Source organism: Acetatifactor sp. (genome assembly GCF_982438285.1).
The window spans coordinates 1-16,536 of sequence record NZ_CEWDFQ010000024.1; the positions used below are offsets into that span (position 1 = coordinate 1).

A 16,536-nucleotide genomic window follows, 5' to 3' on the forward strand; every position below is an offset into this window, starting at 1 on the left:
CCCTGAATCCCCACTAACAGCCGTCCTTTGTCCGGAAAGGCTCTGCACATGGCCAGGGTATGGGGGTATTCCGTTCCAAAGCAGTGTACCACATCCGGCCCAAAATCCGCCGTAATTTTCTCCATAAGCCGCTCTATGCGAGGATCATACTGCTCAGGCCGGGCGGTATCCTCATAAAAGCCATAACAATGAAGGGCGCCTTCTCCCACCTGAAGAACCCTGGAAAACACAGTCTCCCTATCCTCTATCAGGCCGTCCCTCAAAGAGACCGGAAAAGCCGCCGCCAGCACAATGCCGTTCTCTTTCTGCCTTTTGAGCACCTGGCCCATCAGCCCATCCAGCCATCCTTCCTTATTTGTGGACTCCTGCCCAAGGCGCCTGGCCGCAGCAGGCGGCATGAAATTACAAAGCCACAATATCCTCACAGTACATCCTCCTAGTTAAAAATCCAGTTCAAGTACGGCAGAAGCCTCACATCCACATCATACATTTTATACAGCAGAACCACGAAATATCCTGCAAAGGCCCCGATGACGCCCACATAGCATAAAGTGCGAAACCATCCCCGCCTGAGATCACGCAGAAGCCTGGGAAGCAAAAAGGTCTGGGACACAATCATATAGTATCCCACCCTTGACACCTCCGGGATAAAGGAACCACAGCAATATACCACAAGCCCCGCCAGATTTAAAAAGAAATAAAATCGGTTCATCAAATCCTCTTTCAGGCTTCTTTTGTAGCAGATCAGGCACAGAACAAGCACCGCTACGCATTTTGCAATGTTCACATAGGATAATTCCCCGTTGTCAAAAGCAGAATTTTCGTAATAGGGATAAAAACGAAAAATAATCTCCCGGTAAAAATTCTGGCCGAACACCAGGCTTAACAGCAGAAGGGCTCCCGCTCCATAATGCCATTTTTTCAATTTGGCCTGGGCTAAAAGCCTGGCCGCCAGATACACAGGTATCACAAGCAGTATGGACTTATGAAAAGCAGCCCCCGCCGCAATCCACAAAATAAACTTTCCGTACTCGCCCCGAAGCACATATTTCATGGCATACAAAGCCACCGCCAAAGCCAGATAATACCGCACAGAATTGAGACTGTTGAAATAGTAGCCTCCCGTCAGCAAAAGAAACAGGGAAAAGGCATAATCCGTTCCCTGATCATGAAGGGCCTTTACAAAAAAGAATACCGTCACCAGGGAAAACAGACCGAAAATGGGAAGATACCGATCATAGCCAAACAGATTCTGCATCCAGTCCACAACCAGGTTAAAGCCGATTTCTGAGGACACATGTCTGCCCTGTGCGATCAGCTTAAAATTGTCCCGATAGACCCAGTAATCGTTTCCCACTGCAATTCTGCAGGCAGATACCCCTGCCAGCAGGCAGTATACCGCCGTTTCCGCAACCAGATTTCTAGCCTGCCTGCGCTGAAAGCCCCGGGGCGTCCCAAAGGCTCTGCCGCCCCGGATACGCTGTGCCACAAAATCCCGGTTATCCACAAAAAGAGCCAGGATGACCGTGACTGCTGTTAATCCCATATATACAAGCGCACTGCTCTCCATGGCTCCTCCTTTCTCAAAGCCCTTGCCCGTTCAGGGTGGACAAAAGCGTTTTCCCTATTGGGCTTTTGCGTCCCGTATTCCCTCCCGCATCCAGGCAAAGGCCTGCTTTAAGCTTGTCTCCCTGCACAAAGTCCCCTTGTGGGCCAAAAGAAACCGAAGGGCCATCCCCAGTGCAAGTCTCCCGTACAGAAAATGGTACAGCACTCCCCTGTCATAAAAAAACTTTTGATGATATCCGCTAAACCAGGTGGATTCCCGCTCCCGTTCTCTGCCGATGGTCACCGGAGCCGTATACACCAGAAAACCCTTTTTCATAAATTCCTTCAAAAAAAGACTGTCCTCTCCGGCGCTGTATCTGGCGCCGCCCCCGAACAGCAGAGAAAAGGTCACCCCTGAACAAAACAGGCTTTCTCTTTTCACTGCAAAGCTCACTGCGCCGTACCTTCCACAGTTGTACCAGCGCACTCGCTTTCTTTCCGTAATTTGATAGGTTCTCCGCTCCTCCTCCACCTGGATGTTAAACAAAATCATATGAGCCTTGGGATTTCGCTCAAATTCCTTTACGATTTTTTCTGCATACCCCGGTTCATAAACAATATCCTCATCCGAAAAAAGACAGATATCCCCCTGGGCGCGCAGGATAGCCTCATTTCGGCTTCTGCCGATTCCCCGCTCCGGAAAGGAATAAAAGCGTATTCTGCCCTCTGCTTTCTTCCGCTCCCCATAGCCAAGGCTGTCACACTGATTGATGATCACCGCGTCGGAGCTCAAATTCATTTCCTCCACAATGCGGTCTATGGACTGATTCATCACAGACGCCAAAACTTCAACTCTCATGCTCCTTCCCCCACTCCAGCCAGTAATAGGCTCGAATCAATTTTTCATCAGCCTCCCATAAAATAGCGGCCGTTACTTCACAATCCTGCCGGCGCAGGTACTCCAGCGTGTATTCCAGGGGCTTTCCTGCATGACTTCCTGCGGGCACTGCCAGCAAAATGCCGTCCATCTCCCGCAGCGTCCGGCAGACCTCCGGACACAGCGCCGGTGCCGGGACAGGAATCCATTCTATCCCTTGGCTGCATTCCCCCAGCTTACTGGCCACAGCCGCCGGATCTCCTCGATCCTGCGCAAAGCAGACGCCCACACGCTTTTTTTCTGCAAATAAATAACGTATGTTTTCTTTAAGAAAGGGACTTCCCATGGTTCCCAGCACCGAAAGTCCATACCGTTTCTTTATGGAGGACGGCAGCCAAATACTGTCCTCCCCGGTCTCCCTTAAGAGAAAAATCACCACTGCAAAGAAAAAGGTAAGGAGCGCGCTCAAAAGAAAGGCCCTCCCCGGCCGCACATCCAGGAGCACCTCCTGGGCCGAAACCGCCGGGTCTACCACCCGAATGGAGGCCACCTCCTTCGTCACCTGGGGAAAATCCTCCGTCATGGCCTGCTCCACCGCCTCTGCGATCTCCAGGCTCATCTGTGGGTTCACAGTGGTCACGATGGTCTGGGGCACCCGCAGGTCCGTAGGGAGCTGTGCCGCCAGGGCTTCACTCAGCTCTTCGTTGGTTAATTCCCAGGAGCTTTCCTGCTCCCTGAGTCGTCCCTGCACCATATTGAGAAATTCCTCTGTATGGACGTAAGTGTCCCAGGTGGCGTCGTTGATATAAGTGCCGTACTGGGCCCAGTCCGGGTCTGCGTACTCCACCTTGTAGGTGGACTGGGCGTTGTAGTACACCTCCCCCCGAAGAAGCACGTTTTTCACATAATAGCCTCCTCCGAAAATAAGGGTTCCTGCAAGCGTCACCACTATGATTTTGTCCAGGTTCTTCAAAAAGCGAAGGGCCGTCAGACGAAGGTCAAAGGGCTCCTTTCCGTAATATCCTTCCCACATGGCTTTTTCTCCCGATCTATGACTGTTTCTTGTTCTCTGTTTTACCCTTGTACTCCTCTTTAAAGGCTGTAATCTGCTCGCTCTCCACGCCCTCCGTGCTGTCTGGCCAGAACAATATTTTCAGGGTCAAAAGCATCAGCTTTAAATCCAGCCACAGAGAATAATTCTCAATATAGGTCAAATCCAGCTTCAGCTTGTCATAAGGTGAGGTGTTATATTTCCCGTACACCTGGGCAAATCCCGCAAGACCGGCCTTCACCTTCATGCGGAAGGCAAACTCCGGCATGATCTCCATGTACTGTGCAATGATCTCCGGTCTCTCGGGCCTGGGCCCGATAAAGGACATATCGCCCTTTAATATATTAAACAGCTGCGGCAGCTCGTCGATCCTGCACTTTCGGATAAATTTTCCAATAGGCGTAATGCGGCTGTCGTTCTTCTTTGCCAGTCTGGCAATCCCGTCCTTCTCCGCATCCGTGCGCATACTGCGGAATTTCAGTATGAAGAACTGCTTCTGGTCCTTTGTGCACCGCACCTGCTTGTACAGGATAGGGCCATGATCATAGAGCTTGATGGCAATAGCCGTCAGCAGCATAAAGGGAGAAGCCAGAATCAAAAGAAGCAGGGAACAGACCACGTCTACGATTCGTTTTGCCAAACGCTGCTCCATGGTAAGACTGTACTCCTTGGTCAGCAGCATGGGGGAATCAAATACATGCAGCTCCTCCGCTCCCATTAAAATAACATCTGCAATTTTAGGAAGCAGATAAATGCGGATGGAGTGGGCATAGCAAAACTTTAATAGCAGGTTTCTGTCCTCCACAGAAATATCCCCCAGCACCACTGCATTGCACTCACCTTTTTCATAGCACTCCAGGATAGCCCGGCACAGCACATCAAAGCCCTGGTTCACATGAATGGTCTTGGTAATACGGTATTTATCCTTGCGGCTTTGAAATTTTGAACAGATATCCTCTATGGGTCTGTCTCCGTGAACCAGCATCAGCTTTCTGGGCGGAAACATTGCCCGATAAATTCTGTTGGCAATATTGATATAGATGATAACCACCATGGTCTGTTCCGCCATCATCATGATAAACACTTTAGGCACAAAGGGCTCCCTGGCCATAATGGAAAGCTCCACATAAATCAGAATGTTTGCCAGCAGCGTGGAAAATACCTGGGAAAAAATAATCTCCACATTTTTCAGATAACCCAGGCGCATACCGCCGTACATGGTGGACAATAAAAGCAAAATAGCGCCGTAAAAGGAGACCTCCACAATGGTTCCCCTGATCCAGAAGCCCCGCAGGGGCTCCACCACGCTGTGGGAAAAGTGATGCTCAAAATTATAATAGAAGATATATATCTCCAGAGCCAGACAAATGGCCGTCAATCCAATATTGATCAGACGCTTGAGAGATTCCAGTTTCCTCAATTTATTTTCATAAGTGTTGGTTGCCAAGGCTGTTTTCCTCCGTCTCACCATTTTCTAAATTCTGCGCTTTACCGCCCGCACGGCCCAGAAGCAGCAATGCCAGAGGCTGCTTAAAATGCTCATGCGCTCGGCCTGGCGGTACAAATTCCAAATGCGCCGCACCGCCTCCGCCTTGTTGGAGGAAAGGGTTTTTCCCCCACGGCGGTATAACGCCAGGTTTTCATCAAGTCCGCAGGCTGTGACGCCCCCTCGCAGAATCTTCCACCACAAAGCGGTATCCTCGCTTTTCATTTCAGGCATCTGAAGTTCTCTCTTTGCTATCCTCTGGGTGTCAAACATAACCGTGGTAGTAAAGATTGTAGTGTTTTTCAGCGCCTGCTTATAGTTTAAGGTTTCCGGCACCCGCACCACCTTTCCTGTGCCCTTCCCGTGCTCATCTGCAAACTCATAGCCGGTAAATGCAAAGGCGGCCTTTTTTTCCTGCATAAAGGCAAGCTCATGCTCCAGCTTCCGGGGCATCCACAAGTCATCCCCATCCAAATAAGCAATATATCTGCCTCTGGCCTCTAAAACGCCTCTGTTACGGGCTCTGGCCGCTCCCTGGTTTTTTCCCTGGCGGATCAGACGAATCCGCTCATCCCCGGTGCGCTGCCTGTACTCCTCAATGATCCCTGCACTGTTGTCACTGCTCCCATCCTCTACAAGAAGAAGCTCCCAGTCAGGATAGGTCTGGCTGCGCACAGAGTCCATCGTCTCCACAATGAAATTTTCCACATTATATACGGGCACAACAATGCTCACCCTGTTATTCGTCTCTTCCATTGTCTCCTCCGGGGAAACCTCCGCGGCCTTCCCCGCTTCTTTCTCACAGCATAATCACGTAATAGCTGCCCACGGCCGCCGCCTGCCCTCCCAGCATTCCTTCAATGCTGACCAAAGTTTCCTGTGTGACAGCATTCGGCAGCACAAAGCAGTTTACGCCCCTTTCCACTGCGGCGGCAAGAACCCTTTCCGGCGCCGGGACTCCCTCCCCGCTTCCATTATCCTGAAGAAACTGCCCTGTCTCCTCCAGACTGCACATTTGCTCGTACAGCTCCCTTATCTGCTTCGGATACACATCATAGGAATACGCGTTCAGAGCTTCCTCCCACATATTCCTTCCATAAATCAGATTCACGCTTCCGTCAAGGGCTCTGGCATATTCCATCACTTCCCTGGGGCCCCACAGGCACAGGGAAGCGCTTTGCTCCTCCCTGGGAAGCTGTGCCAAAAGCTGTGCGCACTGCGCTCTTTGTGTCTGGTCTTTCTCCATCTCCCAGGCAGGATGCCCCAGGCTTCCGCACAAAAGCACAAGCACAGCCGCGAGGGCAAAAAAGCAGGCAGGCCGCAAGGGAAAATAGCTTCCCTCCTTTTTTTGCCCCTTTCCCGCGCTTTCCCCCTTAACGACCGCTTCCTCCGTCAAAAATTCTGTAATGCCCCAGGCGATCATGGGGGTCATGGGAACCAGACTCCAAATCCACTGATAATCATAAAATTTTGTCTGATACAGCATCAAAAGAACAGCCGTCACCGGAAAAATGCAGCATGCCGTCATAAGGACAGCGTAGCTTAAAAAGCCCTTCTGTGAAACCTTCTTATTTCTAAGCCACAAAAAAAGCAGCGCTGCCAGCAAAAGCGCCGCCAGCTTGCCGTCATCCGTATAATTCTGCCATCCCAGCCAGGCATTGCGAAGAAGCTCTCTCATAATCAGCCTCCTTCCCTGTGAAACAGACCCCTTGCACCTCTTGGAAGCTTCTGTATCAAAAGCAGCAGAAGAGCTGCCAAAAGGCAGGCTCCCATGCCATAAAGCGTCCACACCATACATGCCTCCGCAAGAATACATAGGATAACAGATTTCCACATTTTCCGCATACACAGGTCAAAGGTATAGGGAAGCAGCACCGCCGCCCTGATTACATTGCCCCGAAAGCCGCTATAGAGCAGCCCGAAGCCATCCATGCCGTACATGTAATCTCCTCCCCATAGAATCAGGGCCGTAAAGGCCAGGAATATCCATCTTTTGGAAGGGCTTTCCGGGAACAGTCTCTCCCCTATGCCGAAAAAAGCGCAATATGCTCCAAACAGCGTAAACAAAGGCACAATGCCCCACACCACTGTGGCAGCCTCCAGTCCCGATATCCGGCACAGACAGGCATAGAAAGCCGGCAGGCACAATATCTTCAGGCGCAGAGGAATCCCCAGCTCATATGCTTGTCCCGTCAAAGGGTTCACGCCATAAATGGTGTCCGTCTCCAAAAAGCTGTTTACGGTCTCCACAGTCATATCTCCCTGGCGGTACACCCGTCCCTGGGACGCCACGCTCACAAGCTGCAAAAGAAGCAGGAGCCAAAAGAGGAAAAAGGCCGCCTTTCCGAAACCGGAAAGCCTCTGAAAACCCGCCGAAAGAGCTCCCCCGTCCCCGTCCTGGCGCTGCATATGCCCCATTTTTTTCTGCCCTCTTCTCAAAAACAGATACACGCCTGCCCCGGCGGTCAAAACAGCGGTCAACGCGCCAAAAAGCCTGACACAACCAGAAAAAGACCACCCTAAAATCACGGCTGTCAGATATGCCGCTTCGGCCAGTCCAATCACCACAATACCTCCTGTCAGGAAAGCATCCCGGAGTCTTTTATCCCTTGCAGGCTGATTCCCATATAAAACACCCAAAGCGCACTTGCCAAGCAGGCAGGAAACCAGCGCTATTAACAGCCCTAGAAGGAAAGCCATGTCAATACCTCTCAGCCTGCCCTCAAGTCGTTTCGCAGGCTCTATCTTCACATTTTACCATAGTTATGAAATTTATACAATATTTTGAAAAAATGCCGCAGGATCACCAAGCCGGTCGTCCTGCGGCATCTGACAGTCAGCAGTAAAAAGCATACTTTATTACCTGTCTATTTTAAACAGTCATTCCTTTGCAGCTACATAGCTTTGATATCCAAACGTACCTTGTCGGCAATGCGCGCTATGTATTCGCTGTTTGTGGGCCGTGTTTTACCCGTAGATATGGAATAACCAAACATTTTTTCAAAAGTCTCAGCATTTCCCCTGGTCCAGGAAACCTCAATGGCGTTTCGGATGGCTCGCTCCACCTTCTGGTCCGTGGTTTTAAATCTCTTTGCGATAGCAGGATAAAGCAGCTTAGTAACGCTGCTGACCACCTCCATATCCCTCCCGGAAAGCAAAATAGCGTCTCTCAAATAATGATAGCCCTTTAAATGGGCAGGCACTCCAATGTCCAGCATAATGTCCGTAATATATCTCTCTAGTTCATAGTCCTTTACAGCAGTGATCTCCATAATGAATTCCCCTTTCATATGTCGAGTACTGCTCTTTACTGCAGCCGTCGAAGTAAATTTTAACATATTCGTCGAAAATTGCAAACATTTTTCATCGCGCAAACCCACATATTGTGTTAAAATTTCTTATATTTCTTCTTTTGTCAGGTAAATCGGACGATTTTTGACCTCCATATAGGTTTTCGCCAGATATTGTCCCAAAATACCGGTACAGAAAAACTGGACGCCGCCGGTCATGAGGATAATGCAGACTAAAGAGGGCCAGCCCGACACAGGATCCCCGAAGATCAGCTTTCTCACAATAATAAACACAATCATCAGAAAAGCCACGGCGCAAAACAGCACCCCAACCAGAGAAGCAAGCATCAGCGGCACTGTGGAAAAGGCTGTAATGCCGTCTATGGAATAAAGCAGAAGCTTCCAGAAATTCCACTTGGTTTCTCCCTTGGCCCGCTCTACATTTTCATATTCCAGCCACTTTGTCTCAAAACCCACCCAGCCGAAAATTCCCTTGGTAAAGCGATTATATTCCCGCATAGACAGAATCGCGTCCACCATTTTCCTGGTCATCAGACGGTAATCCCTGGCGCCGTCCATAATCTCCGTTTTGGATATCTTTTTCATCAGGCGGTAAAACAATCTGGCAAAAAAGCTTCTCACCGGGGGCTCCCCTTTTCTGCTGACCCTTCTGGTAGCCACGGAGTCATAGCCCTGTTCCACATAGGAAAACATCTCCGGCAGCAGTGAAGGCGGGTCCTGCAGATCCACATCCATCAGCACCACATAGTCTCCAGCAGACCGTTCCAGACCCGCAAACATGGCAGCCTCCTTGCCAAAGTTCCGGGAGAAGGAAATCATATGCACCCTTTCGTCCCGCTCATGAAGCTTTTTGATCTCCCGAACCGTGCCGTCCTTAGAACCGTCGTCCACATAGATCACTTCTATCTCCACGTCTTTTCCACGGAAAAAAACATCGTTCTTCATCAGCTCCGTGTAAAACAGCTCTACGCTTTCCTCCTCATTAAAACAAGGTACAATCACACTTAGCAGGCTCATAGGCTCCTCCCGTCCAGATTAATTAGTTTCAGTATACTATCCCTGCCTTAGATTCGCAAGACGAAAACATGGACTTTTTTCGGGCAAAAGGGTATAATAGCAGCAGGTTCACTTAGAGATAGGAGAGAGGAAAATGTCCTTTTTTCAGGAATTATCCACCAATACCATGTTCTGGGCCGCTGTGCTTTCCTGGTTTGCGGCGCAGCTTTTAAAAACACTGATTCACCTGTTCTTAACCAGAAAATTTACCGCTGAACGGCTTGTGGGCAGCGGCGGCATGCCCAGCTCCCACTCTTCCACAGTCTGTTCTCTGGCCACGGCGGCATGCTTTGAATATGGTGCGGGAAGCTTTGAGTTTACACTGTGCTTCTTTCTGGCAATTATCGTCATGCACGACGCCATGGGAGTGCGCTGGGAAACAGGCATACAGGCAAAGCTGTTAAACAATATGCTAAAGATCTTTGAGGACATGGGCCGCAGCGAATTATCCGCCCAGGAAAAGCTCAAGGAATTTGTTGGGCATACGCCCCTTCAGGTGTTGATGGGCGCTTTGCTGGGCATCCTGCTCACCGTGTGCATTTACAGCCTGCTTTCATAATATTAAGAAATCTTAATTTTGCCATCCCATAATGACGGGTGGAATTTTTTGTGATATACTGGCAGAAGAAAACAGCAACAGGAGAGAAAGCAATATGAAAAAAATAAAAATTTGGCTGACCCTTGCCGCTTCCGTCGCCCTTTTGTGCGCCTGCGGACAGTCGGAGGATATTCAGAGTCCCATAATCGTGGATGAAGAACCCATTGCAACACAGTCCTCGGAAACGGATGAAACACTTTCCGGCGCCGACAGCACTCAGACAGTGACAGAGGACGACACTCTGCCTCCCAGGGAGGGCATGGTCCGCAGCAGACTCACCAACGAATGGGTGGATGAGGAGGTGGCAAATACCCGTCCCATCGCAGTGATTACACCCAATGAAAGCAATGCCATTCCCCATTATAATCTTTCCAAAGCCTCCATTTTATATGAGGCCAACGTGGAAGGGCGCATGACCCGTATGATGGCCATTTATGAGGACTGGCAGGATTTGGAAAAAATAGGAAACGTCCGCAGTCTGCGTACCTACTACGCATACTGGGCCTTTGAATGGGATGCCTTTATTGTACATTTCGGCGGACCCTTCTTTATTGACGAACTGCTGGCACAGTCCACCACTCAAAACATAAACGGCAGCGCCGGCGGTGCAGATGAGCAGGCCTTTTTCCGCAGTACAGACCGCAAATCCCCCCACAACGCCTACGTTTCCGGCCCCGGCATTCTGGAGGCAGTACAGGATAAGGGCTACAGTCTGGAATACCGCGGACTTGCCGACGAGCAGCATTACAACTTTACCACGAAGGCCGAACCCAACACTTTGGACCAATACGGAAATGACGCCCACAGCGCAACCTACATTGATATGTCCGGCTGCTATCCCTTGACCAGATGCTATTTTGAATATAATGAGGACGATGGCCTGTATTACAGATCCCAGCATTTGTCCGGTTCCACCGACGGTCCTCACATCGACGCTGTCACAGGGCAGCAGCTGACCTTCAAAAACATTCTGGTGCAGTACACCAAAAGTGAGGATTTGGGAGAAGGATATCTGGCTTTCCAGTGCCATGACACCACAAAGGACGGCTGGTTTTTCACAAACGGCAAGGGCATTCATGTTACATGGGAAAAAACCTCCGATTACGGCGCCACCCGTTACTATGACGACAACGGAAACGAGATTACCTTAAACGCGGGTAAAACCATGGTGTGCATCGTAGAAGAAGGCGACAATTTTACCTATCGGTAATACCAGCAGAGCACATTGCACCAAAACCATATTGGCCGGCATCGTAAAGACCGGATCAAGCTCCCCCAGCGCGAGAGGATACTGAATAAAAAAGCTTCCATCCCAAAGCCCCAAAACCTCCGGCAAGGGAAGAACCCTGCACAAAAACGGTATAAACATCCATCCATATACCAGCCAGGGCTTGATCCGGCCTAAAAGCCAGCCGCTTCCCAAAGCAAATGCCAAGGGTGGAAGAAGGGTAATCAGTGCGGGGACCAGCAATTCCCCCCACCGATACCAGTCAAAATATGTTCCGTAAAACACGGCGGCTTCCGCCAAACAAAAAAGCGCCAGTATTACGGTTCCCACCAAAGCTGCGGCGTACCGGGCCAGCGCATACCGGCCGGGCGCCATCTTGACAGCATGTGTGAGTACGGCCACACGCCGGGCTTTGGGTGAGATAAAAAAGGTCAGGAAAAACAATGCGCCGATCCACAAAAGCGGCAGCATCCGGCTCAAATAGTCCCCAAAGCTCCAGGGAGAAAAGGGGGCGGTGTGGGACACTCCCAAAATTGTCACACCGCTAAGCACCTGCCATCCATAAAACAAAAGTATCATTACAAGTCCAAAGAAAAACTTGTTCCACAAAAGCCTCTTACATTCATAGCCAAATATCTTACACAAGGTTCAGTTCCTCCTCCGTCAGCCCGCAGGCATCTAAAAAATCCTGATAAGTCAGATACGGGTAAGTCCAGTCTATTTCCCGGTTAAACAAATCGTACAGAATTTCATCCATAGCTTCCTCGCCGCCCACCAGCTGCTGGGCCTTCAATATTTTAAGCGGCATCTCGCAATATTGGCGCACATAAGACAAATCCCCCGTAATCTCCAGCTGCTCCTCTTGGGGCAGCGAAGCCAGATACTCCGGATTTCGGACGTAAAAATTCAGGTAATAATCATCCACTGCCCGCTGCCATTGCTCTACATAGTTTTCCTGGGCATAGGCCTCTCCATAAAGCGCTTTTACGATACGGTAAGTGGTGTAAACCGTCAGCCCCTCTGCCGACCAGGGACTCCCATCCTCCGATACGTCAAACATATTACCCAAGCCCCACCACTGGTGGACCAGTTCGTGAATCATTACCTCACCAGGAATGGCTCCCTTGTCCCTGTCATTCAGATTCGCCGCAGTAAAATCCGCCTCGTCCAGCAGGCTGGCTCCGTCCGTGGCATAACCGCCGCCGGAAACCCGGCTCTGAATGAGCTTGAGGGTTCCGCCCGTGCCGAAGGACAGGAATCCATAATTCCCTGTGCAGTAATCTATCACCGCTTGTACAGCCTCCACTGCTTTGGCAGACTCCATCACGGCCTGATGCCTGCGGCCATAATAAAATTCTATAGTGATACCCCCAGCCTGGATCTCCCGGCATATGTAATCCCCGGCATAGAGAATGCCTCCCACGCCGTTATCCTCATAGCGCCATACTACGGTTCCATCCTCATTTTCCGCCACATTCTCCGCCCGGCTTGCTCCAAAGGGGATCACTGTCATATGACTGGGCAGGGTAATTTCCACCATTGTGGGATACATCTCCTGATCCGGCAGTACATTCATCAGGCGGGGCGCCAAGGCCGCGTTTTCCAGACACAGGTACTCTGCACTGATCTCCGCTCTGCCCTGAAAGGCGGAGGTGTTGCAATCCTCACGGGGGAATCCGCCATACTCCACCACCAGTTCTACCATTTCCTCCGCCGGGATGGCAACCTCCAGCATAGCCTCGTTATATTCCTGATACTCCCCCAGGTCAAAAGACGCCTCCACCCCGTTTGCACGGACAGAAGAAATGGTATAACCCGGGTTTACGCCAAATGCCACCAGCTGAGTCTGGCCGGAGGTATTCTGAAACTGATAGGCGGCCCTTCCCGTTACGGTACCTGCATCCGTATCCGGGTATATCCAGGCAAAGCGGCGGGAGCAGGTAACTTCTTCCAGATAGGGCAGCTCATAAAAGGACATAACCGTTTGATCCGGGTTGCTGTGATCCACCATGGGCTGAGAAGCAAAGGCCATACCGGAACAAACAAGGAGCACCAAGGCAATCACCGGGCGATACCACCGCCGAAGGCTGCGGCACAGAGAGCCAAAAAGCCCCTTCCCGTACTGCCGGATGCAGATCCAGGACAGCGTCCAAATCCCGGAAAGGGCCGCCAGCCAGGTCAGACGCATATAAGCCACGGAACGAAAAATCCGAAAGTTGGAAAAGTCATCCGACAATGCCCACACACAGGGGTTCAGCCAGCACAGCTGCCAGTCATCCGCCCAAACAGTGAGACTAAGACCTCCAAAGGCAGCAAACAGCACCAGGGACAAGTCCACCCGTCTGGTAAACTGATAGGCGGAGGCTGCACTCAAAATGCCAAGGGGCAGAGCAAGTCCCATAAGCAATAGGTATGCCAAAACATAATCCGTACTGTCAAACACAGAGCCGATTATTCCCCAGCTGACAGGCAGCCAGACCAGCATGGTGACACCCACTGTCAGCAACGCTGCTGCAGTGAGAGCCAGCAGACGCACCAAGGCCATGCACAGCGGTGAAACCACCGCATCCATAAGCTCATCTGCCCGGCTGCGGCCTGCCCGGTCCAGCTCAAACACCCCAAGCAGGCCAAACAAAATGCCTCCCACAACACCGCCGGCCAAAGCCGGATTGGCCAAGTACATGGAAAGCATGGTACTGGATGCAGCCGGCTTATATAAAGTCAGCCCGGCAAGCGGGGACAAAACCGTCAAAAAAAACATCAGCCAGGTAGGAGGGCTTTGCAGGAGCCGCCCCAATTCCAGGGGAAACAGTCGAATTCTTTTCATTTTGCCACCTCCCTGGAAATCAGATAAAGATAAGCATCCTCCAGCGAAGGCTCCGACGGCTGGGCACAAGCCGGAAGAGTGTCTGCAACCGCCCGGCACCGGATACCCTGACTGGTGTTCACCCGGGCCGTTATATGCAGTCCCTGCTCCCAAACAGCCTCCTGTTCCCAAAAAACACCCACATGCCCCATTGCTGCCTGAATCAGCTGCGCAGGAGTGCCCACAAACAGAATTCTGCCATGATTTATGACCACAAGCTGGTCACACACTGACTGCACATCCTCTATGATATGAGTGGACAGCAGCACCAGACGATTCTGCGCCGTCCTGGAAAACAGATTCCGAAAGTGGATACGCTCCTCCGGGTCAAGACCCACTGTGGGTTCGTCAAAGATCAAAAACGAGGGATTTCCCAGCAGCGCCTGGGCGATACCCACCCGCTGACGCTGGCCCCCTGACAGGGTGCGTATCCTGGCATTTGCCTTCTCCTCCAGGTTGACAGCCAAAATTGCCTCCTGAATTCCACCTTTGGGGTCCCGCAGTCCCTTCAACGCAGCCATGTAGTCCAGAAATTGTGCTACAGTCAATTCATCAAACAATCCAAAGTCCTGTGGCAGATAACCCAGCCGTGCCTTCAGCAGCTGCTCCGTTGAGCGGTCCGTTTTCGTCAGACTGTGTCCATCCACCAAAATCGACCCGGAGGTTGGCATCAAAGCGGCCACCAAAAGCTTCATCAAAGTGGATTTTCCCGCGCCGTTTGGCCCCAGCAGACCAATGAGGCTGGGCGCATTAAGAGCCAGATTGAGCTCCTTCAGTGCCTGCTTCCCGTTTGGGTAGGTCATGCTTACGTTTTGAATGCTAATTTTCATCCTATCAGTATCCTTTCTTTTTGAGATTGCACACAGGATACCAACGTAATATGAAACTGGCTTGAAGATTGTATGTGTTTTGTGTGTAGACTATTCAAATAGCACAGTTGCCCGCACTCCATCCTTTGTGTTTTCAATCACGCAGGAAGCGTGATGACGCTCCAAAATCATCTTCACCAGATAGAGCCCCAGACCGTTTCCTCCAGTGCTGCGGTTTCGAGAGCCCTCCTCACGGTAAAAGGCCTCAAAGAGATGAGGAAGGGCCTCCTCGCGGATATGCCCGCCAGAATTTTCCACCGTCAGCCCCGGACGGCCCTGCAGCCTTCCGCACCACACACGAATCTGTGCCTTCTCCGGAGAATAGCAGGATGCGTTGGAGAGCAGATTTCCGATGGCCTTCCCAAGCAGAGAGGCATCCCCGGTCACAGTGATCTCCGGCGACAAAGAGGATGTCAGCTGTTGTCCTCGCTGTTCCAGCAGTCCGCTGTAAAACATCAGCTGTCCCTTAATCAGGGCAGACAGCTCCACAGGCTCCTGCCTGACGGTTACTGCGCCACTCTCCATGCGGGAGATGGTAAGCATCTCCTGGATTAAATTTTCCATCCTGCCCGTAGCCTGGAGGGAACGAATCAGATACTTATCCCGGTTTCGGTACACGCCCACCCCCTCCAGCATGCCCGTCAGCTGTCCCTTCAAAATTGTAACCGGAGTTTTCAGTTCATGGGAAACTGCGGAAAAAAAGGCCATCCGCCGGCGATCCTGCTCCCTCTCCTGCTCCACCTCCCCGCGCAAGGCATCATTTGCGGCCTCCAGTTCCTGCAAGGCAGTGGACAACCGCCGCGACATCTGATCCAGACTGCGGCCCAGCTTCCCGATCTCATCCCGGCGTTGTTCCCCACATTCCCAATTAAAGTCCAGCTCCGCCATTTTGCCCGCAATTCCGCTGAGACGTACAATGGGGCGGGTAATGTAGCGAGAGTACACAAACGCGCACAGCAGAGAAAGGACAAGCAGCACCAAAAGCAGCCATGGGACCATCTGCACCAGTGCCCGTACTGCCAGATTTTCTGTCTCCATGCGGGGAGTGACGTAGAGAGTATAAAGCTCCGTTTGGTCAGCAAACCTTACATCAGCCGTGATAGTGGCCTGCTCAGACATGGTAACGGTCACTGCGTTTTCCCCACCGCCTGTGTCCGCGGCCCAGGTGACGGCTGAATAAGCTCCATCGTAAATGCCATCCCCGGCAGCTGTTACCGCCGTTGACGTATCCTCATATATCGGCCGGAGAGCAAGCAGAGAGCTTGTATCTGCGGCCATGCCGTCAGGCCCAGCCAGCATGGCATCCGCTCCAGAGGTACGGATAAACTCGTCAAGCAAAGGTCCACAGTCCTCAAGGAAGGTCTCCTCCAACCTGCCCACAAGAGCATTCACCTGTCGCTCCAGGTCCTCATTAATCACAGCAGTATAAGTGATAGGCGTGGCCCAGGCAATCAAACCAAAGGTAATTGCTCCAGCACAGAGCAGGATAATGGCAGTGATCAGGAAAACCCGGGCCGTGAGACTTTCACCGCAGCTCTTTCGCAACACGATAGCCCACCCCCCTTACTGTCTCCACGTAGTCTCGCTCCAGCTTGTGTCGAAGGTTTTTAATATGGCTGTCTACCACGCGCTCGTCCCCATAGAAG

The 16,536-nt window shown here is 51.4% G+C and carries 16 protein-coding genes and 1 pseudogene; 2 read left to right on the forward strand and 15 right to left on the reverse strand.

Annotated features, from left to right (window positions below):
- The 10 genes and pseudogenes from AC1WIP_RS02270 to AC1WIP_RS02315 all read right to left on the reverse strand — a co-directional run.
- Positions 1-425 (reverse strand): annotated as a pseudogene (locus tag AC1WIP_RS02270) (glycosyltransferase family 4 protein); the annotation flags it as partial.
- An 11-nt stretch (positions 426-436) separates the two neighbouring features.
- Positions 437-1,570 carry an EpsG family protein gene (locus AC1WIP_RS02275; RefSeq protein WP_481140290.1) on the reverse strand — a complete coding sequence of 378 codons (1,134 nt, stop codon included), beginning with the start codon at positions 1,568-1,570 and terminating at the stop codon, positions 437-439.
- A gap of 54 nt (positions 1,571-1,624) precedes the next feature.
- Positions 1,625-2,407 carry a glycosyltransferase family 2 protein gene (locus tag AC1WIP_RS02280; protein ID WP_481140291.1) on the reverse strand — a complete coding sequence of 261 codons (783 nt, stop codon included), beginning with the start codon at positions 2,405-2,407 and terminating at the stop codon, positions 1,625-1,627.
- Positions 2,397-3,458, reverse strand: a complete 1,062-nt coding sequence (locus AC1WIP_RS02285) for a YveK family protein (protein ID WP_481140292.1) — start codon at positions 3,456-3,458, stop codon at positions 2,397-2,399. The genes AC1WIP_RS02280 and AC1WIP_RS02285 overlap by 11 nt, the downstream gene beginning before the upstream one ends.
- A 16-nt stretch (positions 3,459-3,474) precedes the next feature.
- Complete coding sequence (locus AC1WIP_RS02290; protein WP_481140293.1) at positions 3,475-4,923, reverse strand: exopolysaccharide biosynthesis polyprenyl glycosylphosphotransferase; 1,449 nt, start codon at positions 4,921-4,923, stop codon at positions 3,475-3,477.
- Between the two features lie 27 nt (positions 4,924-4,950).
- Entirely contained in the window at positions 4,951-5,718 is a 768-nt protein-coding gene (locus AC1WIP_RS02295; protein WP_481140294.1) for a glycosyltransferase family 2 protein, read from the reverse strand.
- A gap of 43 nt (positions 5,719-5,761) precedes the next feature.
- Positions 5,762-6,640 carry a hypothetical protein gene (locus AC1WIP_RS02300; RefSeq protein ID WP_481140295.1) on the reverse strand — a complete coding sequence of 293 codons (879 nt, stop codon included), beginning with the start codon at positions 6,638-6,640 and terminating at the stop codon, positions 5,762-5,764.
- A 2-nt stretch (positions 6,641-6,642) separates the two neighbouring features.
- The gene (locus AC1WIP_RS02305; RefSeq protein ID WP_481140296.1) at positions 6,643-7,662 is read right to left on the reverse strand and encodes a DUF6077 domain-containing protein; all 1,020 of its coding nucleotides are present in this window, start codon (positions 7,660-7,662) and stop codon (positions 6,643-6,645) included.
- 194 nt (positions 7,663-7,856) lie between these two features.
- A complete protein-coding gene (locus AC1WIP_RS02310) occupies positions 7,857-8,252 on the reverse strand; it encodes a sporulation initiation factor Spo0A C-terminal domain-containing protein (RefSeq protein WP_318702785.1) in 396 nt (131 codons plus the stop codon).
- A gap of 108 nt (positions 8,253-8,360) precedes the next feature.
- Positions 8,361-9,290 (reverse strand): glycosyltransferase family 2 protein, encoded by a 930-nt coding sequence (locus AC1WIP_RS02315; RefSeq protein WP_481140297.1) that lies wholly within the window; start codon positions 9,288-9,290, stop codon positions 8,361-8,363.
- A 133-nt stretch (positions 9,291-9,423) separates the two neighbouring features.
- Here AC1WIP_RS02315 and AC1WIP_RS02320 point away from each other — a divergent pair, with 133 nt between their 5' ends.
- Both AC1WIP_RS02320 and AC1WIP_RS02325 read left to right on the forward strand, forming a co-directional pair.
- Complete coding sequence (locus AC1WIP_RS02320; RefSeq protein WP_481140298.1) at positions 9,424-9,888, forward strand: divergent PAP2 family protein; 465 nt, start codon at positions 9,424-9,426, stop codon at positions 9,886-9,888.
- Positions 9,889-9,982: 94 nt separating this feature from the next.
- Complete coding sequence (locus AC1WIP_RS02325) at positions 9,983-11,137, forward strand: DUF3048 domain-containing protein (protein WP_481140299.1); 1,155 nt, start codon at positions 9,983-9,985, stop codon at positions 11,135-11,137.
- Here the strand turns inward: AC1WIP_RS02325 and AC1WIP_RS02330 are convergent.
- From AC1WIP_RS02330 to AC1WIP_RS02350, 5 genes are all read right to left on the reverse strand, one after another.
- Positions 11,075-11,800 (reverse strand): hypothetical protein, encoded by a 726-nt coding sequence (locus AC1WIP_RS02330; RefSeq protein WP_481140300.1) that lies wholly within the window; start codon positions 11,798-11,800, stop codon positions 11,075-11,077. The genes AC1WIP_RS02325 and AC1WIP_RS02330 overlap by 63 nt on opposite strands.
- A complete protein-coding gene (locus tag AC1WIP_RS02335; protein WP_481140301.1) occupies positions 11,793-13,982 on the reverse strand; it encodes a M1 aminopeptidase family protein in 2,190 nt (729 codons plus the stop codon). The genes AC1WIP_RS02330 and AC1WIP_RS02335 overlap by 8 nt, the downstream gene beginning before the upstream one ends.
- Entirely contained in the window at positions 13,979-14,851 is an 873-nt protein-coding gene (locus AC1WIP_RS02340) for an ATP-binding cassette domain-containing protein (RefSeq protein WP_481140302.1), read from the reverse strand. The genes AC1WIP_RS02335 and AC1WIP_RS02340 overlap by 4 nt, the downstream gene beginning before the upstream one ends.
- 90 nt (positions 14,852-14,941) lie before the next feature.
- On the reverse strand, positions 14,942-16,438 hold the full coding sequence (locus tag AC1WIP_RS02345; protein ID WP_481140303.1) for a sensor histidine kinase: 1,497 nt from the start codon (positions 16,436-16,438) through the stop codon (positions 14,942-14,944).
- Positions 16,416-16,536 (reverse strand): winged helix-turn-helix domain-containing protein (locus AC1WIP_RS02350; protein ID WP_481140304.1); only part of this gene is annotated, 121 nt, incomplete at its 5' end. The genes AC1WIP_RS02345 and AC1WIP_RS02350, both read right to left, overlap by 23 nt.